17 protein-coding genes and 1 pseudogene are annotated in these 25,487 nt (G+C 68.3%); 9 read left to right on the top strand and 9 right to left on the bottom strand.

Features of this window, described 5'->3' with window-relative positions:
- Positions 1-204: 204 nt before the first annotated feature.
- The gene (locus ACE101_RS01885; protein ID WP_379125842.1) at positions 205-1,266 is read right to left on the bottom strand and encodes a threonine aldolase family protein; all 1,062 of its coding nucleotides are present in this window, start codon (positions 1,264-1,266) and stop codon (positions 205-207) included.
- Positions 1,267-1,951: 685 nt separating this feature from the next.
- Between ACE101_RS01885 and gltB the strand changes: the two genes are divergently transcribed.
- The 3 genes from gltB to ACE101_RS01900 all read left to right on the top strand — a co-directional run bounded on the left by gltB (position 1,952) and on the right by ACE101_RS01900 (position 8,837).
- Positions 1,952-6,643: a glutamate synthase large subunit gene (gene gltB, locus ACE101_RS01890; protein WP_379125843.1), complete on the top strand. Its 4,692-nt coding sequence runs from the start codon at positions 1,952-1,954 to the stop codon at positions 6,641-6,643.
- Positions 6,644-6,751: 108 nt separating this feature from the next.
- On the top strand, positions 6,752-7,360 hold the full coding sequence (locus tag ACE101_RS01895) for a glutathione S-transferase family protein (RefSeq protein ID WP_379125844.1): 609 nt from the start codon (positions 6,752-6,754) through the stop codon (positions 7,358-7,360).
- A gap of 46 nt (positions 7,361-7,406) precedes the next feature.
- Positions 7,407-8,837: a glutamate synthase subunit beta gene (locus ACE101_RS01900; protein ID WP_379125845.1), complete on the top strand. Its 1,431-nt coding sequence runs from the start codon at positions 7,407-7,409 to the stop codon at positions 8,835-8,837.
- 157 nt (positions 8,838-8,994) lie between these two features.
- On the opposite strand, the gene ACE101_RS01905 is transcribed toward ACE101_RS01900, so the two are convergent.
- The 3 genes from ACE101_RS01905 to galE form a co-directional block, all read right to left on the bottom strand.
- Positions 8,995-10,419 carry an SGNH/GDSL hydrolase family protein gene (locus ACE101_RS01905; RefSeq protein WP_379125846.1) on the bottom strand — a complete coding sequence of 475 codons (1,425 nt, stop codon included), beginning with the start codon at positions 10,417-10,419 and terminating at the stop codon, positions 8,995-8,997.
- A gap of 163 nt (positions 10,420-10,582) precedes the next feature.
- Positions 10,583-11,761, bottom strand: coding sequence for a lytic murein transglycosylase (locus ACE101_RS01910; RefSeq protein ID WP_379125847.1), 1,179 nt, complete (start codon positions 11,759-11,761; stop codon positions 10,583-10,585).
- Positions 11,762-11,765: 4 nt separating this feature from the next.
- Positions 11,766-12,758, bottom strand: a complete 993-nt coding sequence (gene galE / locus ACE101_RS01915; protein WP_379125848.1) for a UDP-glucose 4-epimerase GalE — start codon at positions 12,756-12,758, stop codon at positions 11,766-11,768.
- A gap of 142 nt (positions 12,759-12,900) precedes the next feature.
- On the opposite strand from galE, the gene galU reads away from it, so the two are divergent.
- The 4 genes and pseudogenes from galU (at position 12,901) to ACE101_RS01935 (ending at position 17,592) form a co-directional block, all read left to right on the top strand.
- Positions 12,901-13,767 carry a UTP--glucose-1-phosphate uridylyltransferase GalU gene (galU, locus tag ACE101_RS01920; RefSeq protein WP_379125849.1) on the top strand — a complete coding sequence of 289 codons (867 nt, stop codon included), beginning with the start codon at positions 12,901-12,903 and terminating at the stop codon, positions 13,765-13,767.
- A gap of 318 nt (positions 13,768-14,085) precedes the next feature.
- A pseudogene (locus ACE101_RS01925) lies at positions 14,086-14,382 on the top strand (cupin domain-containing protein); the annotation flags it as partial.
- Between the two features lie 163 nt (positions 14,383-14,545).
- A complete protein-coding gene (locus ACE101_RS01930) occupies positions 14,546-15,325 on the top strand; it encodes an SDR family NAD(P)-dependent oxidoreductase (RefSeq protein WP_379125850.1) in 780 nt (259 codons plus the stop codon).
- Positions 15,326-15,465: 140 nt separating this feature from the next.
- Positions 15,466-17,592, top strand: a complete 2,127-nt coding sequence (locus tag ACE101_RS01935; protein WP_379138426.1) for a TonB-dependent receptor — start codon at positions 15,466-15,468, stop codon at positions 17,590-17,592.
- A gap of 11 nt (positions 17,593-17,603) precedes the next feature.
- Here ACE101_RS01935 and ACE101_RS01940 read toward each other — a convergent pair whose 3' ends face one another.
- Positions 17,604-18,218, bottom strand: coding sequence for a TetR family transcriptional regulator (locus tag ACE101_RS01940; RefSeq protein ID WP_379125851.1), 615 nt, complete (start codon positions 18,216-18,218; stop codon positions 17,604-17,606).
- On the opposite strand from ACE101_RS01940, the gene ACE101_RS01945 reads away from it, so the two are divergent.
- Together ACE101_RS01945 and ACE101_RS01950 are read left to right on the top strand one after the other, a co-directional pair.
- On the top strand, positions 18,204-19,070 hold the full coding sequence (locus tag ACE101_RS01945; RefSeq protein ID WP_379125852.1) for a type II toxin-antitoxin system VapC family toxin: 867 nt from the start codon (positions 18,204-18,206) through the stop codon (positions 19,068-19,070). The genes ACE101_RS01940 and ACE101_RS01945 overlap by 15 nt on opposite strands.
- Positions 19,071-19,803: 733 nt before the next feature.
- Positions 19,804-20,574, top strand: a complete 771-nt coding sequence (locus ACE101_RS01950; protein ID WP_379125853.1) for a glucose 1-dehydrogenase — start codon at positions 19,804-19,806, stop codon at positions 20,572-20,574.
- Between the two features lie 641 nt (positions 20,575-21,215).
- Here ACE101_RS01950 and ACE101_RS01955 read toward each other — a convergent pair.
- The 4 genes from ACE101_RS01955 to ACE101_RS01970 all read right to left on the bottom strand — a co-directional run bounded on the left by ACE101_RS01955 (position 21,216) and on the right by ACE101_RS01970 (position 25,437).
- Positions 21,216-21,617, bottom strand: a complete 402-nt coding sequence (locus ACE101_RS01955; protein ID WP_379125854.1) for a transporter — start codon at positions 21,615-21,617, stop codon at positions 21,216-21,218.
- Positions 21,618-21,651: 34 nt separating this feature from the next.
- The gene (locus tag ACE101_RS01960) at positions 21,652-22,143 is read right to left on the bottom strand and encodes a hypothetical protein (protein ID WP_379125855.1); all 492 of its coding nucleotides are present in this window, start codon (positions 22,141-22,143) and stop codon (positions 21,652-21,654) included.
- A gap of 251 nt (positions 22,144-22,394) precedes the next feature.
- Positions 22,395-23,588, bottom strand: coding sequence for a methyl acetate hydrolase AcmB (gene acmB, locus ACE101_RS01965; protein WP_379138429.1), 1,194 nt, complete (start codon positions 23,586-23,588; stop codon positions 22,395-22,397).
- A 202-nt stretch (positions 23,589-23,790) separates the two neighbouring features.
- Positions 23,791-25,437, bottom strand: a complete 1,647-nt coding sequence (locus tag ACE101_RS01970; RefSeq protein WP_379125856.1) for a flavin-containing monooxygenase — start codon at positions 25,435-25,437, stop codon at positions 23,791-23,793.
- Positions 25,438-25,487: the final 50 nt, after the last annotated feature.

Consider the following 25,487-nt stretch of genomic DNA (forward strand, 5'->3'; position numbering starts at 1 on the left):
GGAAACCGTATCACGAGCCCGCGCGGCGCCTGAGCGAGGCCGGTTTCCGCATCGCGAAGCGATCATCCGGAAACCGTATGAGGACCCGCTTCCCCGGCCCCTGGTCGGGACCGGCGGCCGGGCACCTGAGCGCGGCCTGCCCACTCTCCCTTTCCGGTCCCGCTCGGGCCGGTCAGGGCCCGCACGACCGATGGCGAGCCCCCCTCACGCACAGCGCCGGGCGAGGTCGAGGAAGGCGTCAACCTCCGCCTCGGTGGTCGAGAAGGCGGTGATCAGGCGCGCGAAGGATTCCTCCGCCCCCACCGCCTCGCCGGGGGGCAGGCTCGACGAATCCCAGTGGTGGAAGGCGGCGCCCCCCGCCCGCAGCCCGCGCTCCAGGCGCGCGGGCAGGATCGGGAACACCTCGTTCGCCTCGACGCTCCAGGCGAGGCGAACGCCCGGGATCTCGGCGAGGCCGCGGGCGAGGCGGGCCGCCATGCGGTTGGCGTGGGCCGCGTTGGCGAGCCAGTGGTCCTCGTCCAGGTAGGCGTGGAGCTGCGCGGCGAGGAGCCGGCTCTTCGAGAGCAGGTGTCCCGCCCGCTTGCGGCGGTACTCGATGGTCTCGGCGAGGTCCGGGCGGAAGACCACGATCGCCTCGGCGGCGAGCGCCCCGTTCTTGCTCGCCCCGAAGGACAGGATGTCGACGCCCGCCCGCCACGTCACCTCGGCAGGCGTGCAGCCGAGGGCCGCCACCGCGTTGGCGAAGCGCGCGCCGTCCATGTGCACGGACAAGCCGTGGCGATGGGCGGATTCCGCAAGGCGCGCCACCTCGTCCGGGCGGTAGACGAGGCCGCCCTCGGTCGCCTGCGACAGGGTGAGGGCGCGGGCCGGCATCTGCTTCACGTGGCGGGGCATCGCGGCGAGCCGGGCGTCGAGGGCGTCCGGATCGATCTTGCCGCCGGTGCCGGGCAGCCCCGAGAGCTTGGCGCCGTGGGTGTAGAATTCCGGCGCGCCGCACTCGTCGTCCATCACGTGCGCCTCCTGGTGGCAGAGGCAGAGGCCGAAGGGCGGCACCATCGCGGCGAGCGCGATGGCGTTCGTCGCCGTGCCGGTCACCATCGGGAACACGGCGAGGTCGGGGTGCTCGAACACCGCGCGGAAGCGGGCCTGGAGCGTGGCGCTGAGCGGGTCCGCCCCGTAGGCGGGCATCGCCCCGCCATTCGCGCGCACGACCGCGTCGAGGATCCGGGGGCTCGCCCCCGTCACGTTGTCGCTCGCGAAGTTCATCAGGTCCGCTCCCACCGCGTCGCATGGCGCCGGATCGCGCCGAGTCATGAATCGCGCCGAATCGAGTCATGAATCGCACCGAATCACTTGGGGCCATCTTGCGGTCAAGGCCCCGCCGCCGCGACCGCGGCGGCATCATGGCGGGCATGCGCGCCCCTCGCGAAAACGCGGCCGCGGCGAAAAAACTGCGCCGCGCCGCCGCGTTTTGAACGTTCGTTGCGGCGCGGCGCCGCAGAACGCAAGAAACGACGCAAGGGCATGGCAGCGCCTCTTGCTGGACTGCTTAAAATCTGGCAACGTCCTGAAAATAGGACAGCAGGACTGTCCCATTTCGCCTGGGCCGCGCGGTCCGGGTTCCGAAGGGCGCTGGCTTGGGCTCGCTGGTCTATGGCTTGCACGGTGGCCAAACGAGATAGCAAAACCACCGCCCCGCGGGCGGTGTGGACGCGCGCCGGCTGACCGAGCCGCCGAGCGTCCGCGAGGTGCGGGCGCTCCCTGACGCGAGACGCGACCGAACCTCCAAGAGAACGATGCGGTGGCCCATGCTAGGTCCCGCCGAGCGCTGCCCGCCTGCCGGTCCTGCGCCGGCGGACCGGGCCTCCGGACGACAATGCGCCGGTTCACCGCCGGCCGCGTGGCAGATCAGGCGCGCCCCCGAGGGCGGGCGCCGACGGGAGACGAGACGATGAGCGGCCTGGACCCCTCCCTGCACCCCACCCGCGGGCCGGCGGCACCGGCTCTCGTCGTGCGCGATCCCGCCTTGCCGGCGGAGCAGGGGCTCTACGATCCCAAGCGCGAGAAGGACGCCTGCGGCGTCGGCTTCGTCGCCGACATGCACAACCGGCGCAGCCACGCCATCGTGCAGCAGGGCCTGCAGATCCTGGAGAACCTCGACCACCGGGGCGCGGTCGGTGCCGACCCGAAGATGGGCGACGGCTGCGGCATCCTGGTGCAGATCCCGCACGCGTTCTTCGCGGCGGAGGCCGAGCGGCTCGGGATCGCCCTGCCGGAGGCCGGCCATTACGGCGTCGGCCAGCTCTACATGCCCCGCGACGAGGAGGGCTTCCAGACCGTCATCGGCATCGTCGAGAAGGCGGTGGCGGACGAGGGCCTGACGCTGCTCGGCTGGCGCGACGTGCCGGTCGACGGCAGCGATCTCGGCGAGAGCGTGAAGGCGAGCGAGCCGCGCCACCGGCAGATCTTCATCGGCCGGCCGGCCTCCAGCCCCGACCAGGACACCTTCGAGCGGCGGCTCTATCTCTGCCGCAAGGTCATCTCGAACTCGGTCTACAACCTGAAGGACGAGAAGCTCAAGGAGTTCTACCCGGTCTCCCTGTCCTCGCGCACCATCGTCTACAAGGGCATGGTGCTGGTGCACCAGCTCGGGCAGTACTACCTCGACCTCAAGGACGAGCGCTTCACCTCGGCCCTGGCCCTGGTCCACCAGCGCTTCGCCACCAACACCTTCCCGACCTGGCGCCTGTCCCACCCCTACCGGATGGTGGCCCATAACGGCGAGATCAACACGCTGCGCGGCAACGTCAACTGGATGGCGGCGCGCCAGGCGAGCGTGGATTCGGAGCTGTTCGGGAACGACATCTCGAAGCTCTGGCCGATCTCCTACGAGGGCCAGTCCGACACCGCCTGCTTCGACAACGCGCTCGAATTCCTCGTGCAGGGCGGCTACCCGCTCGCCCACGCGATGATGATGCTCATCCCCGAGGCCTGGGCCGGCAACCCGCTGATGAGCGAGGAGCGGCGCACCTTCTACGAGTACCACGCCGCCCTCATGGAGCCGTGGGACGGGCCGGCCGCGGTCGCCTTCACGGATGGCCGCCAGATCGGCGCCACCCTCGACCGCAACGGCCTGCGCCCCGCGCGCTACGTCGTCACCACGGACGGCCTCGTCGTGCTCGCCTCCGAGATGGGCGTGCTGCCGATCCCGGACGAGAGCATCGTCGAGTCCTGGCGCCTGCAGCCGGGCCGGATGCTGCTCATCGACCTGGAGAAGGGCTGCATCGTCTCCGACGAGGAGATCAAGAGCGAGCTCGCCGCCGCCAATCCCTACAAGGACTGGCTGAAGCGCACCCAGATCGTGCTGGAGGACCTGCGCCCGGTGCAGCCGCGCGAGTCGCGCACCGACGTCTCGCTCCTCGATCGCCAGCAGGCCTTCGGCTACACGCAGGAGGACCTGAAGCTGCTCATGCAGCCCATGGCCGTGACCGGCCAGGAGGCGGTGGGCTCCATGGGCACGGACACGCCGCTCTCGGCGCTCTCCGACAAGCCCAAGCTCCTCTACACCTACTTCAAGCAGAACTTCGCGCAGGTGACGAACCCGCCGATCGACCCGATCCGCGAGGAGGCCGTGATGAGCCTCGTCTCGTTCATCGGGCCGCGGCCGAACATCCTCGATCTGGAGGGCACCTCGCGCAAGAAGCGGCTGGAGGTGCGCCAGCCGATCCTGACCAACGCGGATCTGGAGAAGATCCGCTGCATCGGTCACTTCGAGGACCGCTTCGACACCAAGACCCTCGACATCACCTACCCGGCCGAGGTCGGCGCGCAGGGGATGGACGGGGCCGTGGACCGGCTCTGCGACCGCGCCGAGGCGGCGGTGCGCGGCGGCTACAACATCATCGTGCTCTCCGACCGCGCGGTCGGGCCGGACCGGATCCCGATCCCCGCGCTGCTGGCCACCGCGGCGGTGCACAACTACCTGATCCGCAAGGGGCTCCGCACCTCGGTCGGCCTCGTGGTCGAGTCGGGCGAGCCGCGCGAGGTGCACCATTTCGCGTGTCTCGCCGGCTACGGCGCGGAGGCGATCAACCCCTATCTCGCCTTCGAGACCCTGCTCGCCATGAAGGACGAGCTGCCGCCGGAACTCTCCGACGACGAGATCGTCTACCGCTACATCAAGTCGATCGATAAGGGGCTGCTCAAGGTGATGTCCAAGATGGGCATCTCCACCTACCAGTCCTATTGCGGCGCGCAGATCTTCGACGCGGTCGGCCTGAACTCCTCCTTCGTGGAGCGGGACTTCTTCGGCACGGCGACGACGATCGAGGGCATCGGCATGGCCGAGGTGGCCGAGGAGACGGTGCGCCGTCACCAGGACGCCTTCGGGGACGCGCCGGTCTACCGCAACGCCCTCGATGTCGGCGGCGAATACGCCTACCGCCTGCGCGGGGAGGCCCATACCTGGACGCCCGACACGGTGGCGACGCTCCAGCACGCCGTGCGCCTGCGGCTGCCCGAGCGCTACCGGGAATTCGCCCGGCTGGTGAACGAGCAGGAGAACCACCTCAAGACCATCCGCGGCCTGTTCCGCATCCGCAGCGCGGAGGAGATCGGCCGCACGCCGGTGGACATCGAATCCGTCGAGCCCGCCGCCGAGATCGTGAAGCGCTTCGCCACCGGCGCCATGTCGTACGGCTCCATCTCCAAGGAGGCGCACGAGACCCTGGCGATCGCGCTCAACTCCTTCGGCGGGCGCTCGAACTCGGGCGAGGGCGGCGAGGAGCGCGAGCGCTACCGGCCGCTGCCGGACGGCCGCTCGCGCCGCTCGGCGATCAAGCAGGTGGCCTCGGGCCGCTTCGGGGTGACGACCGAGTACCTCGTCAACTCCGACATGATGCAGATCAAGGTCGCGCAGGGTGCCAAGCCCGGCGAGGGCGGCCAGCTGCCCGGCCACAAGGTCGACGCCAAGATCGCCAAGGTCCGCCACTCGACCCCGGGCGTGGGCCTGATCTCGCCGCCGCCGCACCACGACATCTACTCGATCGAGGATCTGGCCCAGCTGATCTTCGACCTGAAGAACGTGAACCCGGCGGCCGATGTCTCGGTGAAGCTCGTCTCCGAGGTCGGGGTCGGCACGGTGGCGGCCGGCGTCGCCAAGGCGCGCGCCGACCACATCACCATCTCGGGCTTCGACGGCGGCACGGGCGCGGCCCCGCTCACCTCGATCAAGCATGCGGGCGGGCCCTGGGAGATCGGGCTCGCCGAGACCCAGCAGACGCTCGTCCTCAACCATCTGCGCGGCCGCGTGGCCCTGCAGGCGGATGGCGGCATCCGCACCGGCCGGGACGTGCTGATCGCGGCTCTGCTCGGGGCCGACCAGTTCGGCTTCTCGACCGCGCCGCTCATCGCGGCCGGCTGCATCATGATGCGCAAGTGCCACCTCAACACCTGCCCGGTCGGCGTCGCGACCCAGGACCCGGTGCTGCGCAAGCGCTTCAAGGGCACCCCTGAGCACGTCATCAACTACTTCTTCTTCGTGGCGGAAGAGGTGCGCGAGCTGATGGCGTCGCTCGGCGTCACCACGCTCGACGACTTGATCGGGCGCTCGGACTACCTCGACAAGGTCGCGGCCATCTCGCACTGGAAGGCGAAGGGCCTCGACTTCACCCGGCTGTTCCACAAGCCGGAGGTGCCGGCGACGGTCGCCATCCGCCACGTCGAGGCGCAGCGGCACCCGATCGACCACGTGCTCGACCGCCGCCTGATCGCGGCGCTCGGCTCCGCCATCGAATCGGGCGAGCCGGCCAGCGTCGAGGACGTGATCCGCAACTCGGACCGCGCGGCGGGCGCGATGCTCTCAGGCGCGGTCGCCAAGGCGCATGGTCACGAGGGCCTGCCCGACGACACCCTGACGGTGAAGCTCACCGGCACCGCCGGCCAGAGCTTCGGCGCGTGGCTGGCGGCAGGGGTGACGCTGATCCTCACCGGCCACGGCAACGACTACGTCGGCAAGGGCCTGTCGGGCGGCAAGTTGATCCTGCGCCCCTCCGACGCGCTCAAGGCGCCGGCCGAGCGCACCATCATGGTGGGCAACACCGTGCTGTACGGGGCGATCTCGGGCGAGGCCTATATCCGCGGCGCGGCCGGGGAGCGCTTCGCGGTGCGCAACTCGGGCGCCATCGCGGTGGTCGAGGGCATGGGCGACCACGGCTGCGAGTACATGACCGGCGGCGTCGTGGTGTCGATCGGCGAGACCGGGCGCAACTTCGCGGCCGGCATGTCGGGCGGCATCGCCTACGTGCTCGACGAGGACGGCACGTTCGCCAAGCGCTGCAACCTCTCCATGGTCGATCTGGAGCCGGTCGAGGAGGAGGACGAGTTCATGCGCCGCTTCCACCAGGACGGCGACCTGGAAACCAAGGGGCGCATCGACATCCTGGCCAACATGTCGGGCCACGACGAGGAGCGCCTCGTCGGGCTGATCAACAACCACCTCAAGTATACGGGCTCGGTGCGCGCCAAGGCGATCATCGACAACTGGGAGACCTACCGCACCAAGTTCGTGAAGGTGATGCCGGTCGAGTACCGGCGGGCGCTTCGCGAGATGGAGCGGGCCCGGATGCCGGTGGCGGCGGAGTAATCCGTCCCGGGCCATCTGGTGAGACGCGGCGGAGCCCCGCTCCCGTTCGGGACAGGGGCTCGCGCCCGCGACGCGCGATCGGCAGCAACACCTGCGAGGGAGACCGCGGTGCAGATCTACGGCGACCTGATGTCGGGCAACTGCCTCAAGGTGCGGTACGTCGCCGATCGCCTCGGCCTGCCCTATACCTGGGTGCCCGTCGACATCCTGCGGGGCGAGACCCGCACGCCCGAGTACCTCGCCCGCTTCCCCATGGGGCAGGTGCCCGGCGTCGCCTTCCCGGACGGGCGCTGTCTCGCGCAGTCGAACGCCATCATCCGCTCCCTCGCCCGCGGCAGCGCGCTGCTGCCGGAGGATCCCTGGGTGCAGGCCGAGATCGACCAGTGGCTGTTCTGGGAGCAGTACAGCCACGAGCCGACGATCGCCGTCTGCCGCTTCCACATGCGCTACAAGGGCGAGCCGGCCGAGACCCGCGACCCGAAGAAGGTCGCGGGCGGCGAGGCCGCGCTCGACCTGATGGAGCGACGCTTGGTCGCCGCGGATTGGTTCGCGGGCCAGACCTTCACCATCGCGGATATCGCCCTGTTCGCCTATACGCAATTCGCCGACGAGGGCGGATTCAGCCTTGCCGCACGGCCCGCCGTGCGCAGCTGGCTCGGGCGTTGCATCCAGGCCCTCGGCCTGCCGCGTGAACCGTCACCGGCCGCTCTCGCCTGAGAGGCGCGGCCCGATCCGTTCCCCGTTTCATTATCGAGTTCTACCGATGGGCAAGGTCACAGGCTTCCTCGAATACGACCGCCAGGAGCAGAAGTACCAGCTCGCCGGCGACCGCGTGCGGCACTTCCTCGAATTCACCCTGCCGCTCGACGAGCATGACCTGAAGAAGCAGGCGGCCCGCTGCATGGATTGCGGCATCCCGTTCTGCCACGGCCCGACCGGCTGCCCGGTCCACAACCAGATCCCGGACTGGAACGACCTCGTCTACAGCGCGGATTGGCAGGAGGCGGCGCGCAACCTCCACTCCACGAACAACTTCCCGGAATTTACCGGCCGCATCTGCCCGGCGCCGTGCGAGGAAGCCTGCACGCTCAACCTCGAGAACCAGCCGGTCACGATCAAGACCATCGAGCAGGCCATCGCCGACAAGGCCTGGAGCATGGGCTGGATCGTGCCCGAGCCGCCGAAGGAGAAGACCGGCAAGCGGGTGGCGATCATCGGCTCGGGGCCGGCCGGCCTCGCGGCGGCCCAGCAGCTCGCGCGCGTCGGCCACGACGTGCACGTCTTCGAGCGCGAGCCGAAGGCCGGCGGCCTGCTGCGCTACGGCATTCCCGACTTCAAGATGGAGAAGCGCCACATCGACCGCCGCGTGCGGCAGATGGAGGCCGAGGGCGTGCAGTTCCACTACGGCGTGAACGTGGGCGTCACCCGCTCCTTCGCCAGCCTGCACAACGAGTTCGACGCCGTGCTGTTCGCCGGCGGCGCCGAGGAGCCGCGCAACCCGCAGCTCCCGGGCCAGGACCTCGACGGCGTGCACTACGCCATGCCCTACCTCGTGCAGTCGAACCGCCGGGTCGGATCGGAGGACGACCTGCTCGCCGCCGAGACGCCGATCCTGGCCGCGGGCAAGAACGTGGTGGTGATCGGCGGCGGCGACACCGCCTCGGACTGCGTCGGCACCGCCTTCCGCCAGGGCGCCCTCTCGGTGACCCAGCTCGACATCCGCCCGCGCCCGCCGGAGCGCGAGGACAAGCTCGCCGTGTGGCCCTACTGGGCGACCAAGATGCGCGTCTCGTCGAGCCAGGCGGAGGGCGCCGAGCGCGAGTTCCAGGCCGCGACCCTGCGCATCGAGGGCAAGAAGGGCAAGGTGAAGGGCGTCGTCTGCGCCCGCGTCGACGAGAAGCGCCAGCCGCTGCCGGGCACGGAGTTCCTGCTGCCGGCCGACCTCGTCTTCATGGCGATCGGCTTCTCGGGTCCGGTGGCGAAGGGCCTGCTGGAGGAATCCGGCGTGGAGCGCGACCGCCGCGGCAACGTGAAGGCCGACGAGACCAGCTACCGCACCTCGAACGAGAAGGTTTGGGCGGCGGGCGACATGCGGCGCGGCCAGTCCCTGGTGGTGTGGGCGATCCGCGAGGGCCGTCAGGCGGCCCGGGCGATCGACGAGGCCCTGATGGGCTCGACCACGCTGCCGGTGTAGCGCGGCTTCACGGTCCGAGGGCGCGGGTTCGCCTCTCCCCGCAAGCGGGGGAGGCGAGTCTCACGACCCGAAGCGGATCCACGATCCCGCGCCATCATCCGTCCCGGTCGCATCGGGGGGAGGCGCCGCTCGCCCCGCCCATCCGAAACCGGCGCCCTCAGCTCCGCGGCCAGCGGAAATCGTCGGCCCGGCCGGGCTGAGGGTTCGGCGGAGCGCCGCGGTTCAGCATGCGCTCCACGGTGTAGCCGGCATCGCCGTCGATCCGCGGGCGGCCGTTGATCAGCTGGCCGCCGGGCGAGACCTCGTTGCGGGTCAGCGGCACCACCGGCCCGGCGGTCGGCTTCACCGGCAGGGCCGGGATGCCGGGGGGCTCGGGCAGGCTCGGCAGCATCGCGGTGATGAGCCGGTCGATGGCCGCGTCGTCGTCGAGCCGCGGCGCCTGTCCCGGCTCCGCGGAGGAGGGCGCTGTCGCCACCGCGTCGGGCAGGCTCGGCGCGCCGCCGCGGCTCTCCATCAGGCGCTTGATCTCGACATCCGCGAAATGCGCCGCCTTGCGGGCGCCGGCCTGGGTGAAATGCACGCCGTCCGCGGTGCGCAGCCGCGCCGATTGCCCCTCCACGTCGGGGCCGGTGGCCGCGTAGCGGTTCTGCTCGTCCACGAAGGCGGGCCAGATGTCGACGTAGACGCCGCCCATCCGCTGGACGCGGTCGCGGTCGATCTCGTTGATGGAGATCAGGTCCGCCGAGAGGCCTTCGTTCTTCATCGGCGGTTCGCCGACCCAGATCACCGGCACCTTGGCGTCCGCGAAGACCTTCAGGAAGGCATCGACCCGGTCGCGGTAGATCGCCCGCCAGCGGTCGCTGAGCGGCTCGAGGCTCTGGTCGCCGTCGCGCAGGGTCTGGCGGTCGTTGGCGCCCACCATCACCACCGCGTAGGTCACCTTCGGGTTGGACTTCAGGTACTCCTCGGCGGCCTTGGGCCAGTCCACCACGTCCTTGCGCACGAGGCCGCTGTCGCCGCGGGCGCGGCGGATCACCAGCACGTCGGGATTGGCTTCGTAGGCGGCCTCCAGCCCCTTGCCGAGGAGATCGGCGAGGGAATCGCCGAACACCGCGATCTGGGTCGCCGGGTTGGTCTTCGGCTTGGCGGCCGGCGCGGCGGCCACGGCGGGAGCAGGGCGGGGCTTCGGCCGCTGGACCGAGCGCCCCTCGCGGCTGCGATGCGCCTCCCGCGGGACCTCGCGCGGCGTCTCGCGCAGCCGCGGCCGGGGGGTGCGATAGCCGCCATACGGGCTCGGCTGCGGCGCGGGGGCGGCCTGCTGGGGCGCCGGGTCGTCCTCCCAGGGCCAGCGATAGCCGCGCTGGGGCTGCGGCTGCGGCGGGGGAGCGGGCGCCCGGCGGTAGGAGCGGCCGCCATAGCCGTCGTCGTAGCCGCGCGGCCGGTAGCCGTAGGGATCCTGCCGCGGCGCCCGGTACTCCTCGCCGCCGCCCCACCACTGGGCCTGCGCCGGCAGGGCGGTCGCGATGAGCCCGCCGCAGACGAGGCTGCTGAACCCGAGTCCCGCGATCCTCCACCCCCTCATGCGCCGCCCGTCTCCCGCATCGGCCCGGATGCCGTGAAAACCCGATGATAACGCGCGAGCGCCGGGATCGCACCCACCCCACGGCGAAGCCCGCCCAGCCCGCAGCCCCGCGTCAGGGCGCAGCCCACCGGGGCGAGGCCCCGCATCAGGGCGAAGCCCTGCGTCAGGGCGAAGCCCTGCGCAGATGCGCCAGCAGGGTCGGGCTGGCATAGCCGTCGGCCGGGAGGCCGGCGGCGATCTGGTAGCGGCGCACCGCCTCGCGCAGCTTCGGCCCGGCCCGGCCGTCGAGGGGGCCGGCATAGAGGTTGCGCGCGGCCAGCCCCTGCTGGAGGGCCTTGAGGCCGGCGGCATCGAGGCGCGGCGCCCCGGTCGGCCAGGGGGCGGCGAAGGGTGCGCCGCCTGCGATCCGGTCGGCGAGGTGGCCCACGGCGAGCGCGTAGGCATCCGAGGTGTTGTAGGCGCGGAAGGCCTCGAAATTGGCGGTGATCAGCACGGCCGGGCCGCCGTGCCCGCCCGGCAGGAACAGGCTCGCCTCGCCGGTCGCGGGCAGGGCGCTCCCGTCCTCCCGCCGCACGCCGCGGGCGGCGAAATCCGCGAAGGATCCCTGATAGCGTGCGAGATCGAACCCGTCCGGCAGCCGCACCGCGACACCCCAGGGCAGGCCCGGCTGCCAGCCCGCCTGTGCCAGGAAGCTCGCGATCGAGGCGAGCGCGTCGGGCGCCGAGGCCCAGATGTCGCGCCGGCCGTCACCGTCGAAATCGACCGCCGCGCGCAGGTAGACCGAGGGCAGGAACTGCGTCTGCCCCATGGCGCCGGCCCAGGAGCCCCTGAGCCCCTCGGGTCCGACGTCGTGATGCTCCAGGATCTCCAGGGCGGCGACGAGTTCGTCGCGGAACAGCGTGCCGCGATGCCCGGCCTCGGCCAGGGTCGCGAGGGCCCGCACGGTCGAGACCGTGCCGGTGGCGGCGCCGAAATCGGATTCCATGCCCCAGACCGCGAGAAGCACCGGGGCGGGCACGCCGAAGCGTGCCTCGATCGCCGCCAGGGTGGAGGCCCTGCGGGAGGCTTCGAGCCGCCCCCGCGCGACGCGGCCCGCCGAGACCGCGCCCGACAGGTACTCCCAGACCGGGCGGCCGAACTCACCCTGGCGGCCGAGGCGCGCCAGGACCGCCGGATCGGGAGCGGTCACGTCCCGGAAGGCCGCCTCGAAGGTCGCGCGGGAGACGCCGCGCGCCTGCGCCGCCGGCCACACGCCCTCGATCCAGTCCCGGAACCCGCCCTGCGCGGCGGCGGGCGCCGTCAGCGCCAGTGCCAGCGCGGCCGCCGCGAGGAGACGCCGCATCGCCTCAGCGCTGGTTGCGCCGGGCGAGGGCATCTTCCCAGGCCAGGGCCTGCGAGACGATCCCGCGCAGGTCGTCGTGCCGGGGCTGCCAGCCGAGGCGCTCCCGGATGCGGTCGGCCCCGGCGATGATCTGGGACGGGTCGCCCGGCCGCCGCGGCGACAGGCGCACCTCGAAATCGCGCCCCGAGACCTCCTTCACCACCTGGATCACCTCCAGCACCGAGTAGCCGCGCCCGTAGCCGCAATTCAGCGTCAGGCTCTCGCCGCCGCCCCGCAGGTGGTTCAGCGCCACGAGATGCGCGTCGGCGAGGTCCGAGACCTGGATGTAGTCGCGCAGGCAGGAGCCGTCCGGGGTCGGGTAGTCGGTGCCGAACACCTCCAGGTGGCTGCGCGTGCCGAGCGCGGCCTGCGTCGCGACCTTGATCAGGTGGGTGGCGTTCGGGGTCGACTGGCCCGAGCGCCCGCGCGGATCGGCCCCCGCCACGTTGAAGTAGCGCAGGGCCACGTAGGTGAGGCCGTGGGCCTTGGCCGCGTCGGCCAGCATCCACTCGGTCATCAGCTTCGAGCGGCCGTAGGGGTTGATCGGGTTCGTCGGCAGGTCCTCCGGCACCGGCACGACCGCCGGCTCGCCGTAGACCGCGGCGGTGGAGGAGAAGATCACGTGGCGCACGCCCGCGCGCACCGCCGTCTCGATCAGCGCCCGCGACTTCACCGTGTTGTTGAGATAGTAGCCGAGGGGGTCGCTGACGGAATCCGGCACCACGATCTTGGCCGCGAAATGCGCGATCGCATCGATCCCGTGGCGGCGGATGGTCTCGGCGACGAGGGCTTGGTCGCCCATGTCGCCCCGCACCAGGGTGACCTCCGGCGGCAGGGCCCAGGCGAAGCCCGTCGAGAGATCGTCGATCACCACGACCTCGTCGTGCCCGGCATCGAGCAGGGCCAGCACCATGTGGCTGCCGATGTATCCCGCCCCGCCCGTCACAAGTACCGCCATGAGTCCCTCCGCACGGATCGCGGGTTGATCACTACCCTGCAATGCTTCAGCGTCAATGCGCTGTGCGGCACGCGCCCCGTGCGGTAAGCGTCACCGGCTCCGGCCGCGCCGGGGCTCCTCTCGTTTCACCGGATCACGAACGATGAAGCCCATTCGCAAAGCCGTCCTGCCCGTCGCGGGCCTGGGCACCCGCTTCCTGCCCGCGACCAAGGCGGTGCCGAAGGAGATGCTGACGGTCGTGGACCGGCCCGTGGTCCAGCACGTGGTCGACGAGGCCAAGGAAGCCGGGATCGAGCACTTCATCTTCGTCACGGGACGGGGCAAGGCCGTGATCGAGGATCACTTCGACATCGCCTTCGAGCTCGATCGCACCCTGCAGGAGCGCGGCAAGCAGGCGGCCTACGAGGAGCTCAAGCGCGACCTGCCGGCCGCCGGCCAGACCAGCTTCACCCGCCAGCAGGCGCCGCTCGGCCTCGGCCACGCGGTCTGGTGCGCCCGCGAGATCGTCGGCGACGAGCCCTTCGCGGTGATCCTGCCCGACATGCTGAGCCGCGGCGGCATGAAGCAGATGCTCTCCGCCTACGAGCGCCACGGCGGCAACGTGATCGCCGTCGAGGAGGTCGCCCCCGACCAGACCCATCAGTACGGCATCGTCAGCGTCGGCCAGGATTTCGGCGACACCTTCGAGATCACCGGCATGGTCGAGAAGCCGCCGAAGGGCACGGCGCCCTCGAACTTCATCATCTCGGGCCGCTACATCCTGCAGCCGGAGATCTTCGCGATCCTGGAGAAGGGCGAGAAGGGCGCGGGCGGCGAGATCCAGCTCACCGACGCCATGAAGCGGCTGGCCGAGACGCAGGCCTTCTACGGGATGCGCTACCGGGGCAAGACCTACGACACCGGCTCCAAGCTCGGCTTCCTCGTCGCCAACCTCGCCTACGCGCTGGAGCGGGACGACCTGCGCGACGACCTGAAGCGCGAAATCGCCGAGCTGCTGCGCGGGGCGTGACGCCGCCATGCGCTGGCGGCGGGGCCGCGCTTTAAATTTCACTTGCGACTTTTGCGTCGCCCCTTAAATATTGCATTGCGAAAGCGCGATGGCGTCGCGCTTTGGCTGCCCTCTATGGGCGTTTCCTCCCTAGACTTCGGGCCGCTCCGCGAGGACGGCCTTTTTTTCTGGCCGGAGCCCGGTGGTCCCGCGGGCGGAGCCGATGGTCGGGTTGTCCCGGCCCAGCTCCATGTCCATTGTGGCCGCCGGCCCAGCAGCGTCCTTCCCGGTATCGGAATCTCTCCCCACCCGGACGGCGCGGCAGGCGGGGAGGAGACGATGGCCGACACCGATGGGGCGCCCGCGCGCGCCGCGGACCGGAGCGACAAGGACCGGTTCGACATCATCGTGGAAGCGCTCGGGCTGCCGGCGGCCGGGATCCTGCCGGCCGAGATCGGCCTGATCGATCGGGAGGCGGCGAGCGTGCGCGTGCTCCGCCTCGACCAGCCGGTCGAGGCCCATCTCCATCGCGGCTGCGACGAATACCTCTACGTGGTGTCGGGCCGCGGCACGGCTTGGGCCGGAGACCCCGCGCGCGAGGCCGAGTTCGGCCCCGGCCAGCTGCTCGTCTTCGCGCGCGGCACGGCGCACGCGCTGCCGGCCATCCTCGCCGGACCCCTGATCCTCCTCTCCATCGACACCCCGCGCCGCGCGCCGACGGACATCGTCCCCGTCGATCCGGCGACGGGCCAGCCTCGCCCCCCCTGGCGCGACCCGCGCCGCCCCTCGGAGACACCGCATGACCGACGCCCCCCGCACCGCCCTCGTCACCGGCGCCGCCCGGGGTATCGGGCTTGCCACCGCCCGCCTGTTCCTGCGGGAGGGCTGGCGCGTCGCCCTGCTCGACATCGACCGGGACGGCCTCGCGGGCGCCGTATCGGCCCTCGACCAGCCGGAGCGCACCCTGGCGCTGCCCTGCGACGTCTCGGACGAGGCCGGCGTGGCGGAGGCCGTGGCGGCGACGGCGGAGCGCTTCGGGCGCCTCGACGCCCTCGTGAACAATGCCGGCATCGCGGTGTTCAAGCCGCTCCTCGACACCAGCCCGGCCGAGTGGGCGCGGGTGCTCGCGGTGAACCTGACCGGCCCGTTCCTGACCACGCGCGCCGCCGCCCCGGTCATGGCCCGGACGGGCGGCGGGGCGATCGTCAACATCACCTCGATCTCGGGGCTGCGCGCCTCGACGCTGCGCGTCGCCTACGGGACCAGCAAGGCGGGCCTCGCCCATCTCACCAAGCAGCAGGCGGTGGAACTCGCCGGGCTCGGCATCCGGGTCAACGCGGTCGCCCCCGGCCCGGTGGACACCGCCATGGCCAAGGCCGTGCACAGCCCGGCCATCCGGGCCGACTACCACGACGCGGTGCCGCTCAACCGCTACGGCCTGGAGGAGGAGATCGCCGAAGCCATCGTCTTCCTGTCCGGCCCGCGCTCGGCCTACGTCACCGGGCAGGTGCTCGCGGTCGATGGCGGCTTCGATGCGGCCGGGATCGGCCTGCCGACCCTGCGGCGGACCGCCGGCTGAAGACGGCCCGCACAGCGTGTTGTAATAACGTGACGCCGCCCGGCGATCGGGATCGCCGGGCGGATCGGGTCTTGCGTCATCCCGTCATCCCGCTCCAATGAAATACTATAACGTTTCATGTGGAGCAGGACGTGACGAGGATGGCGGGGCGGGCGCGGCTGATGGCGCTCGGAATGATCGCGGCGGCACCCGCGGCGAGGACCGCGCAGGCGGAGGAGATCCGGCTCGACGAGATCACCGTCACCTCGCCGAGCCCGATCGTCGGCCGCCCCGGGGCGCCCGCGGGCGGCACCGGACTCGCGCCGGGCGTGCTGCCCGTCCTCACCGACACCTTCTCCCCCGTCACGGTGGTGACCCGCAGCGACATCGCGCGCGAGCAGCCGCGCACGCTGGGCGATGCCCTGTTCGACCGCCCGGGCCTGTCGGCCACCACCTACGCGCCGGGCGCGGCGAGCCGGCCGATCATCCGCGGCCTCGACACCTCGCGGGTGCGCATCCAGGAGAACGGCGTCGGCGTGCAGGACGTGTCGGACCTCGGCGAGGACCACGCCGTGCCGATCAACCCGCTCGTCAACGACCGCATCGAGGTGATCCGCGGTCCGGCGACCCTGCGCTACGGCAGCCAGGCAATCGGCGGCGTGGTCAGCGCCGAGAACAGCCGCATCCCCCGCTTCGTGCCGGCGAACGGCCTCAGCGGCCAGGTGCTCGGCGGCTCTTCCTCCGCCGAGAACGGCCGCAACGGCGCGGCGAGCGTGGAGGCGGGCGGCGAGAACGTGGTGTTCCACGCCGACGGCTTCCGCACCGCGCAGGACAGCTACCGCACCCCGCTCGGGATCCAGCGCAATTCCGCCGCCGAATCGCAGGGCGGCGCGGTGGGGATGTCCTACGTCTTCGACCGCGGCTTCGTCGGCATGGCCTTCAGCCATTACGACGCGCTCTACCAGATCCCCGGCGGCGAGGCCGCCGAGAGCCGCACACGCCTCGACCCCACCCAGGACAAGCTCCAGGCGCAGGGCGAGTACCGGCCCCTCGACGGACCGCTCGCGGCGATCCGCTTCTGGCTCGGCGGCTCGGTCTACAAGCACAACGAGATCGGGATCGGCGAGGACGGCCGGGACGGCATCCAGTCGACCTTCAAGAACCGCGAGGCGGAGGGGCGTCTCGAACTCCAGCACGTCCCGGTGGTCCTGCCCTTCGGCACCCTCACGGGCGCCCTCGGCCTCCAGGCCGACCGGCGCACGCTGGGCACGCAGGGCGAGGCCAGCACGCTCCTGGCGCCGACCGATTCGCGCAACACCGCCCTCTACCTGTTCGAGGAGCTGGCGGTCGGCCACGGCCTGCGCTTCCAGGCGGCCGGGCGCATGGAGGGCGCGCGCTCGACCGGCACCGCGACCCTCTTCCCCGGCGACTACCTGCCGGTCGAGGGCGAGGATCCGCTCTCCTTCGGCCGCCGCCGCCGCTTCGCGCCCAAGAGCGCGAGCTTCGGCCTCCTGCAGGACCTGCCCTACGATCTCGTGGCGAGCGTGACCGGCTCCTACGTGGAGCGGGCGCCCTCGGCCTTCGAGCTCTATTCCCGCGGCCCGCACGACGCCACCGAGACCTTCGAGATCGGCGACCCGAACCTGAAGGAGGAGCGCGCGCGCAGCATCGAGGTGAGCCTGCGGCGGGGCGTCGGCCCCTTCCGCTTCGAGGCCACCGGCTACCACACCCGCTACACCGGCTTCATCTACAAGCGTCTCACCGGCGCGCGCTGCGACGACGATTTCGCGAGCTGCGGCAGCGGGGACGAGCTCGCTCAGGTCGTCTACACGCAGCAGAACGCCGCCTTCCACGGGGCCGAGATCGCCGCCCAGCTCGACCTGATCCCGGTGGGCGACGGCTTCTTCGGCATCGACGCGCAGTACGACTACGTGCGGGCGACCTTCGACGACGGCACCTTCGTGCCCCGGATCCCGCCCCACCGGGTCGGCGGCGGCGTCTTCCTGCGGGCGGAGGGCTGGTTCGCCCGGGTCAATCTCCTGCACGCCTTCGCCCATACGGAGACGGCGCCGTTCGAGACCCTCACCCCCGGCTACGACAACCTGCGGGCGGAGGTGAGCTACACCAAGCCCCTCGATCCGGCGGTCTACGGGGCGAGCGAGGTGACCTTCGGCGTGAGCGGCAGCAACCTGCTCGACGCGGTGATCCGCAACTCGGCCTCGTTCAAGAAGGACGAGGTGGCCCTGCCGGGCCGCAGCGTGCGGCTGTTCCTGAGCGCGCGGTTCTGAATTCCTCCGGCTCAGGTCGCCCGCATGGATTGCATCTGGGTCACGAAGAGCTGCGCCACCGCCGCGTCGGTGAGGCCGGTGGCCCGGACCATGTCGGGCCCGAGCAGGGTCGCCCCGAGGGCGCCCGCGAGCAGCATGAAGGTGATCGGCCCGGTGCCCCGCACGTGGGAATCGGTCTCCGGGGGCTCCACCCCCCGCAGCAGGGTCACCTCGCGCTCCACGGCGGCGAAGAACGGTTCCAGGGTCGCGATGTCGCCGGAGGCGGCGAGCCACGCCACCAGCCGCCCGTAGCCGCCGCGGTTCAGGGCCTCGAAGATCCGCGCCACCACCGTCTCGGGGCCGATATGGCCGGCGCGCATCTGCTGCACGCTCAGCTCCGCCTCGCGGGCCATGGCCTCGGCCATGTCGGCGACGAGGGCGGCGTGGAGGGCGGCGCTGGTGCCGAAATGGTGGGTGACGTTGCCGTGGGTCATGCCCACCGCGGCTGCGACGCCCTGCAGGGTGAGGGCCTGCGGGCCCTTCTCCACGAGGAGCGTGCGCGCGGCTTCGAGGACGATGCGGCGCGCCTCCTCGGGAGGCCGGCGGCGGCGCTTCGGACGGGTCTCGGCGGTGTGGGTGATGGCCATGCCTGTCCGGGATACGCGGGAAGACGAGGAACGTTGCTCTTCAACAAGGCACAGGCCGGACGCCGAGACAATCGGCACGACCGTGCAATCACCCGGAATGATTGTTTTCATCCCGACTGCTCGCCTCTTTCGCGAGGCGGGGCGGACCGGCTTCTCCCCCGCCCGGGGGATGCCGGCTCCCGGACCCAGGACAGCCGCGGAGGGACCGCACCCTTCCGGGCTAGGGAATGTTGGGTCCCGGCATGTGGTGGTACGACTGCTGCCATAGGGAGGGACCGAACAGACCGTGTCCGTGCCGTGCTCGCCGAAGCGGTCGTTTCCGCGGTCAACGACTCGGAGGTCATTGCCAAGCTCGTAGAGCGCGGAGGTTCTCCTACGGCGATCAGCCGGGCGCTGGACCATCTGCATCTGACGGTGATCGAGTTCGACCGTGCGCAGGCCGTCGAGACCGGTGCGCTGCGGCAGTCTACACGCCAGGCCGGTCTCTCCTTCGGCGGCCGCTCATGCCTGGCGCTGGCGAAGTCGCGCGGCCTCACTGCCCTGACGGCGGATCGGGCCTGGGCGCATCTGGACGATGCCGTCGGCATCACGCAGGCGCCAGATCACGGCCGACGCGGCGCTCGGCGCTCGGCGCTGCCGTCGAAAGTCAGGGGTGCCTCGCTGATCCGCACCGTCTGTCCGACGCGCACTGCGAGCACAATGATTAACACATCAAGATCGACAATCCGGACAATAGCGATGTCTGCCTCGACGATATGGAGGTCTATGCTCCGCGTTTACGCGTCTGACCAATGGCTCCACCAATTTAGCCTTGGACGGAGCGATGAAGATTGGCGGGCATTGCAGGGTTGAGCAGACTGGTGGGCAGCAGAGGGCAGCGCACCCTGGTGTGAGGGGGGAACGCCGCACCGACAAGATCTGAACCACTTTCCGTTGTCACGACGGAAGATGCAACGCAGGATCGCTCAAGATGAAGCAAAGACGTCCCATGTGAAACGGCTTGCCACATTCTTGCGACAGGGTATTGTAAGGACTGCCCTCCATGGGCTTTCCTCCCAAGACACCCCCTGCCGCTCGCAAGAGCGGCTTTTTTAATCCATACACTTAGTAGATTCTGATATTTCATAATCGATTCATGTTGGATATCATGTAGATCGCCCCCGGCATTCGGTACGCGGTCACAAGGCAGCTGCTGTTCAAGGTTAGTTCCGGACGGACAAGAGACCGTCAGCTTGCGTAGCGAAGCAAGGCCGCATCGGCGACCCAGTGAGCAGTCTGTGTGAACTCGGCTCCGTCAAGAAACCACTCGGTTCGCAAGTGTCGAAGACCTTGCCCGCGCCACGCGCACCCACGAGTTCAGCGGCATCAGGCTAATCCTACCCAGCGACCGCTGTTGAACGCCTCTCAACCACACCGCGAGATTGAACGCCTAGCAAGTCCGTTATGCGAACAATGCGGCTGCGTTCAATACAATGGCGGCGCGCCGAACTTAGTATCGGCTCTCAGTCCCCAAGGCGCGGATCACAGCCTCCAGCCTACGCTGCGCGGCTGGGCACGACGGCTACAAGGGGGTGAGGAGGATGCCATGGATCGGGTCAAAGACAAGGTCGCTATTGTGACAGGGGCGGCGAAGGGGATCGGGGAGGCCACCGCACGACTGCTCGCCGGGGAAGGTGCGAGCGTGGTTATCACAGATCTCGATGTGTCTGGCGGCGAGAGAATCGTCCAGGAGATCGGCGCACACGGCGGCCGGGCTCTCTTCCTTTGTCAGGACGTGACCGACGAAGACGGTTGGGTCGAGACCATTGCAGCAACCGTAAAGGCATTCGGTAAATTATCGATCCTCGTCAACAATGCCGGCGTCGCGCTTTCCGGGTCGGTCGAGGATACTACGATTGAGGATTGGCGTAAGCTGATGGCAGTTAACCTCGATGCAGTCTTCCTGGGCACCAAGCATGCCATCGGCGCCATGAGGACTTTTGGCGGCGGGTCCATTATCAATTTGTCCTCTATCGAAGGAATTGTCGGCGATCCCAATCTTGCGGCCTACAATGCCAGCAAAGGTGGTGTGCGCTTGCTAACAAAATCGGCTGCATTGCATTGCGCAAAGACAGGGTCAAATATACGAGTGAATTCTGTTCACCCGGGATTTATCTGGACACCGATGGTGGAAAATTATCTCAGCACACTGGGCGATTTGGAAGAGGGTCGCGAAGCGACCGGAAGGCTTCATCCGGTAGGCCATCTGGGCGAGCCCATCGACATTGCGGCCGGTATTCTCTACCTTGCCAGCGATGAGTCTAAATTCATGACGGGCGCGGAACTGGTGATCGATGGCGGATTTACTGCGCAGTGATCCCACAAATCGGATCAGGTCCGGCGGATGAAGGATCTTCAGACCGAGAACCAGCGGCTGAGGAAAGCGATTGCGGATCTCACGCTCGGCAAGCTGATCCTGTAGGAGAGCGCTCGGGGAGATGACGTCCCCCCATCGCTTTGGTCCGGCGTGAGTGCGAGTTTTCCGGTTTTGTGAGCCCCTGACGGGAGGAGCGGAGCCGTGAAGACCGGTTCTGTCGACGCGCTTCGAGAGCCTCCTGGCCCTGCGCTCTTCGACCACGAGGGCTTGGCGCAGGGCCGCCACTCGCCTCGCCGCAGCCAGTCCTTCACGGTCGTCTTCAAGCAGCCAAGCTCCGCCGCGATCCGCTTGGCGCCCCAGCCAAGAGCCTTGAGCCGCCGCATCGCCGTCACGTCATCCGGCGTCGTCGTCTCGGCCCTCCGCGGATGATCCGTCCGCAGCCGAGCCTGAGCTTCGCTCCTCGTCATCGCGACCTCCTCGCTCATCAAGGGGCTAGATCCTCATGATGGCAGGGGGTCAGTGTGTCGTGACGCCTGACAGCAGTTTGGCTGTGCCGAGGCGAATGCGCCGCGAATATCAAAGTGGGCAATAACCTCAATCCGGGGCAATCCTCACTGGGCCACCCCGGTGCAACTCAAAAATCAGAATGCCTTCAGTATACGAAAGATTGCTCCGAAGTCCTGTTTGAAACCGCCGATGGCGCGCAAATCGTGATTGAGTTCCAGTCCGATCTGAAGCGTTGGATCGATGAAGTAGCCTGTGTGGAAGCGGATGCGTTGGATCTCGGTGCGGGTCCCGTTGAGAAGGCCGTCAAGCCTCTGTTCGCCGCCCCAGATGCCCGTGTAGCCGATCGAGGTGCTGAAGGACGGGTTCCAGCGCCAGTTCATCCATGCCTGAAGGCGATGCGTCGTTCCCTGGCTGAGCAGACCGGCACCAGGATAGGCCCGGTCGTTATCGCCGTAGAATTGAGCGTCGTAGGCAAGGTCGAGACCGAGATGATCGCCGAAACCCTGCTGCAGACCGACCTGGATGGTACCCCGCATCCTATTGTCACCGAGGTTGAGCGGAGCGAAGCGATCATAAGTACCGGTCGGGGGGGTTGAGAAAACCGACGACGATGACAGCCGTTTTCGTATCTTCATTGATGTAGGGCCAGAAGAACGCTGAAAGCGTTATGTTTTGAGCACCAAAGGCATTTGGAAGAGTCTGCCCCCCGATTTTGGCATCCTGCAACCCGCCGAAAACCTGGAAAACCTGCACGCCGGCACGAATGCCGGCGATCTCATCGTAATGCACGAAGCGGGCGATGCCGACATGCGTCTCCAGCCCCGAGTTGCGAAAGGTCGGACCTCGCGCAATGCTGTAGTCGGTGTTGTGACCATAGGCGTAGTAACCCAACGCGAGGTTGGTCCCGACCGGCAGCACCGTGAACTCGTACGGCATGATCTCCTGCGCCTCAGCCATATCGGCTCGGAAACAGACGCCCATGGCAAGGATCGTCAGGCACAGCCCAAACAAAAAGCGAGCCGGCATCCTCGGGCCGGCAAGTCGGCACGACAGGTTCTTCATTTTACGTCCCCCCTCAGCATAATTTATGCGGAAGATCAAATCGACGAGCCATTCTCCTACATCGAAGATTGGCGCATCGTGATTGATCGATTTTTTTGCTAAATATTAGCTTGCATCTGCATCGAGCCATGCGTCAGATTGATTTGCCAATTATTGTTGATCTGGCGCCAATCAATCTACGAAGATCCGATCAACGAACGAGCGGACGATCAGAATTGACGAACGTCACGCCTGAAATCGATCTGAACCGATCATGCCGATTGGCGAAGGCTGTCATAAAGGGCCGTCTCGAAGGCGAGATAGCCACCGAAGGAGGCCGGATCCCCGAAGGGCAGGATCTGGGTGGCCCAGAAGCCGCCGACGCCGTTGCGGCGGTCGATCCAGTAGAAGAGGTTCGCAAGGCCGGCCCAACCGAGCGATCCGGCTGGCCGACCGGTCGGCGCTTCCTCGTCGTTGATCATGAAGGTCAGGCCCCAGGACTTCTGCAGGCCCGGAAAGAACTCCGCATCGTTGGACAGGGCCGGGATCACACCCGGCAGCATCGTCACGCTCTGCCCATGGAGATGATTCTGCTCGGCCATGCGAATGGTGTCGGCCTGCAGGACCTGACCCTTCTCGCCCTGGCCGTCGTTCAGCCACATCCGGATGAAGCGCATGTAGTCGCCGACGGTGCTGTAGAGCCCATGGCCGCCCATGTGGATCTCGGGCTCCGGCGGAAGCTCGAACGGCATCGCCGACAAAGTGCCGTCGGCGTGGCGCGCATGCATGCCGGCCACCCTCTCGCGCATCGTCTCGCTCAGGCTGAAGGCTGTCTCCTGCATCCCGAGCGGCTCGAAGATCCGAGCCTGGAAGACATCGCCGAGACGCTCGCCGACGATCGCCTCGATGACTTGGCCACACCAATCGAGGTTGCTGCCATACTCCCAGCGGTCGCCGGGATCAAAGAGGAGCGGCGTCGTCAACGCCGCCCTGGAGGCCGTGATGATGCTGGGTTGCCCCTTCTCCTGGGCCAGCCTGGCATAGGTCGAATTGAAGAAGTCGTAGCCAAGGCCGGCGGTGTGGGTCAGCAGCATCCGGGTGGTGATGTCGCGTTTCGGTGCCCGCAGTTGCGGTTCGCCGCTCTCGTCGAACCCCTCGATGACTTGCAGCCGACCAATCTCTGGCAGGTATTTCTTGGCTGGCGCGTCAAGATCAAGATGACCGTCCTCGACAAGTTGCAGTGCGGCTGTTCCCGTAATGGCTTTGGTCGTCGAGAAGATCGCGAAGACGGTATCCGTCGTCATCTCGGCGTCGTGCCCGAGCTGGCGCTTTCCGACTGCACCCTCGTAGAAGGTCTGAGTGCGGTCCGTTGCCATGGCGACGACACCGGACACTCCCGAATTTGAAACGACTGCGTCCCGGAGGATGTTATCGACTGCCGCCTTGAATGCAGCGGCCGACTTCATTGAGGTCGTCATGGGATATCTCTCGATATTATTCAGATGAAGGCCGATCTGCAGAAGCAGAGCACTCAGCATCTTCGATGATCGGAAACTGCGCCGAGCCGGAGCGGTGTACACTTCGGAAGGTCGGGCGTCGGCGCAGAACAGAAATGTCGCTGATATTTCCGCACCGAGACGGTGCGATCCATCTCAGTACGAGACGCCTCTATCTGATGATGAACCCTGAATATCCGCCTGCGGAAACTTCGTCGCACTTCTGTCGGTAGGCCCCAACGCCACCGATGTAGGAAAGAAGTCTGCGCGTCTTGCCTTCGATATTCGACCCCATGTACCAGGAATTGGTTTTCGTCACGAGTGTCGCTTCGGCGATGCCGTCATGATGATCGACCCATCGGTCCTGGAACTGCTGATCGGCCTCGATGACCTGCAGACCGCGCTCGCGCATGTAAGCGATGCAGTTGCTGATCCACTCCGCCTGCTGCTGAAGACAGGTCGTCATGTTGCAGAGGGCGGCGGACGGCGCGAGCGGCGCGGCCGTGGTGAAAAGGTTCGGATAGCCATGCACCTGCAGGCCCATGGCGGTGCGGATATCCCGGCCCCACTCTTCCTTGAGCGAGCGACCCTCGCGACCGCGGATGTCGATCCGGGTCAGGGCTCCCGTCCCCGCATCGAAGCCGGTGGCCAGGATCAGGACGTCGAGGGCGTGCTCGGTGCCGTCCGCCAGACGCAAACCCTTGGGCGTGATGGCGGCAATCGGGTTGTCCTTGACGCTGACCAGCGACACGTTCGGGCGATGGAAGGTCCGCAGGAAGCCGCGCTCCAGCGGGACTCGGTGGGTGCCGAAGCCGTAATCCGTCGGGATCAGGAGTTCGCAGAGCGTCGGATCCTTGAGTTCCTCGCGCATCTTGCCGCGCACGAACTCCGACACTTCCGCGTTGACGGCGTCGTCGAAGAACATTTCCGCGAACGACGCGAGCCACAGCTTCAAGGAGCCGTCCTGCCAGACCTGCTCGAGGACCTCGCGGCGCTCCTCCGGCGTCTTCTCGGCCCAGGCCCCGTTCTCGAAATCGTACTCGAAGCCGGCGAAGGTGTGCGGAATGCGGGCGGCGAGATCATGGAACTTCGCCTTGTACGCCTCCTGATCGGCCGGCGTGTAGGTTGGGTTCTTCATCGGCAAGACGTATTGCGGCGTCCGGACGAAGACCGAGAGATGGCCGACCGTGCTGGCGATCGTCTGCACGACCTGGATGCCGGTAGCGCCGATGCCGATCACGCCGACGCGCTTTCCGGCGAAGTCGACCGGCTCCTTGGGCCAGCGCGCGGTATGGAAGAGATCGCCCTCGAACGTGTCCTGACCCTGGAACATCTCGGTCAGGGGGGCCGAGAGCATGCCGCAGCACGTGATCAGGAAGCGGGCATCGATGACCTGGCCCTGATCGGTTTCGATCCGCCAACGACCCGTCGCCTCGTCGAAATGCGCACTGGCGATCGTCGTATTGAAACGGATGTCCTTGCGCAGATCGAGCCGATCGGCGACGTAGTGCAGCCAGCGTTCGATTTCCGGCTGTGCCGGGAACTTCTCGCTCCAGCTCCAGCCCTTGTAGAGCTCTTCCGAGAACAAGTATTGATAAATATACCCCTCAGAGTCGAAGCGGGCGCCGGGATAGCGGTTCCAGTACCACGTTCCTCCGACATCCGAGGCCGTGTCGAAGGCTTTTACCGTCAACCCTTGCTTGCGTAACAGGTAGAGCTGATAGAGACCAGCGACGCCAGCGCCGATCACGGCGGCATCGAGTTGAAGTGGCGCCGTGGAAATTCCCACATCGCGCGATGAAGACATCACGGAGGACATTTCACTCTCCAGTTCTTGATTGCTTTGCAGCGAAACGAGATGATTTGCCG

It is taken from the genome of Methylobacterium carpenticola (assembly GCF_042748905.1).
Classification (GTDB): Bacteria; Pseudomonadota; Alphaproteobacteria; order Rhizobiales; family Beijerinckiaceae; genus Methylobacterium; species Methylobacterium carpenticola.

What these genes read in the sequence shown, in the direction of transcription:
- ACE101_RS01885 (WP_379125842.1), bottom strand. Translation starts at nt 1,266, where the DNA reads ATGAACTTCGCGAGCGACAACGTGACGGGGGCGAGCCCCCGGATCCTC.
- gltB (WP_379125843.1), top strand. Translation starts at nt 1,952, where the DNA reads ATGAGCGGCCTGGACCCCTCCCTGCACCCCACCCGCGGGCCGGCGGCA.
- ACE101_RS01900 (WP_379125845.1), top strand. Translation starts at nt 7,407, where the DNA reads ATGGGCAAGGTCACAGGCTTCCTCGAATACGACCGCCAGGAGCAGAAG.
- ACE101_RS01905 (WP_379125846.1), bottom strand. Translation starts at nt 10,419, where the DNA reads ATGAGGGGGTGGAGGATCGCGGGACTCGGGTTCAGCAGCCTCGTCTGC.
- ACE101_RS01910 (WP_379125847.1), bottom strand. Translation starts at nt 11,761, where the DNA reads ATGCGGCGTCTCCTCGCGGCGGCCGCGCTGGCACTGGCGCTGACGGCG.
- galE (WP_379125848.1), bottom strand. Translation starts at nt 12,758, where the DNA reads ATGGCGGTACTTGTGACGGGCGGGGCGGGATACATCGGCAGCCACATG.
- galU (WP_379125849.1), top strand. Translation starts at nt 12,901, where the DNA reads ATGAAGCCCATTCGCAAAGCCGTCCTGCCCGTCGCGGGCCTGGGCACC.
- ACE101_RS01930 (WP_379125850.1), top strand. Translation starts at nt 14,546, where the DNA reads ATGACCGACGCCCCCCGCACCGCCCTCGTCACCGGCGCCGCCCGGGGT.
- ACE101_RS01935 (WP_379138426.1), top strand. Translation starts at nt 15,466, where the DNA reads ATGGCGGGGCGGGCGCGGCTGATGGCGCTCGGAATGATCGCGGCGGCA.
- ACE101_RS01940 (WP_379125851.1), bottom strand. Translation starts at nt 18,218, where the DNA reads ATGGCCATCACCCACACCGCCGAGACCCGTCCGAAGCGCCGCCGCCGG.
- ACE101_RS01950 (WP_379125853.1), top strand. Translation starts at nt 19,804, where the DNA reads ATGGATCGGGTCAAAGACAAGGTCGCTATTGTGACAGGGGCGGCGAAG.
- ACE101_RS01955 (WP_379125854.1), bottom strand. Translation starts at nt 21,617, where the DNA reads ATGCGGGGTACCATCCAGGTCGGTCTGCAGCAGGGTTTCGGCGATCAT.
- ACE101_RS01960 (WP_379125855.1), bottom strand. Translation starts at nt 22,143, where the DNA reads ATGAAGAACCTGTCGTGCCGACTTGCCGGCCCGAGGATGCCGGCTCGC.
- acmB (WP_379138429.1), bottom strand. Translation starts at nt 23,588, where the DNA reads ATGAAGTCGGCCGCTGCATTCAAGGCGGCAGTCGATAACATCCTCCGG.
- ACE101_RS01970 (WP_379125856.1), bottom strand. Translation starts at nt 25,437, where the DNA reads ATGTCCTCCGTGATGTCTTCATCGCGCGATGTGGGAATTTCCACGGCG.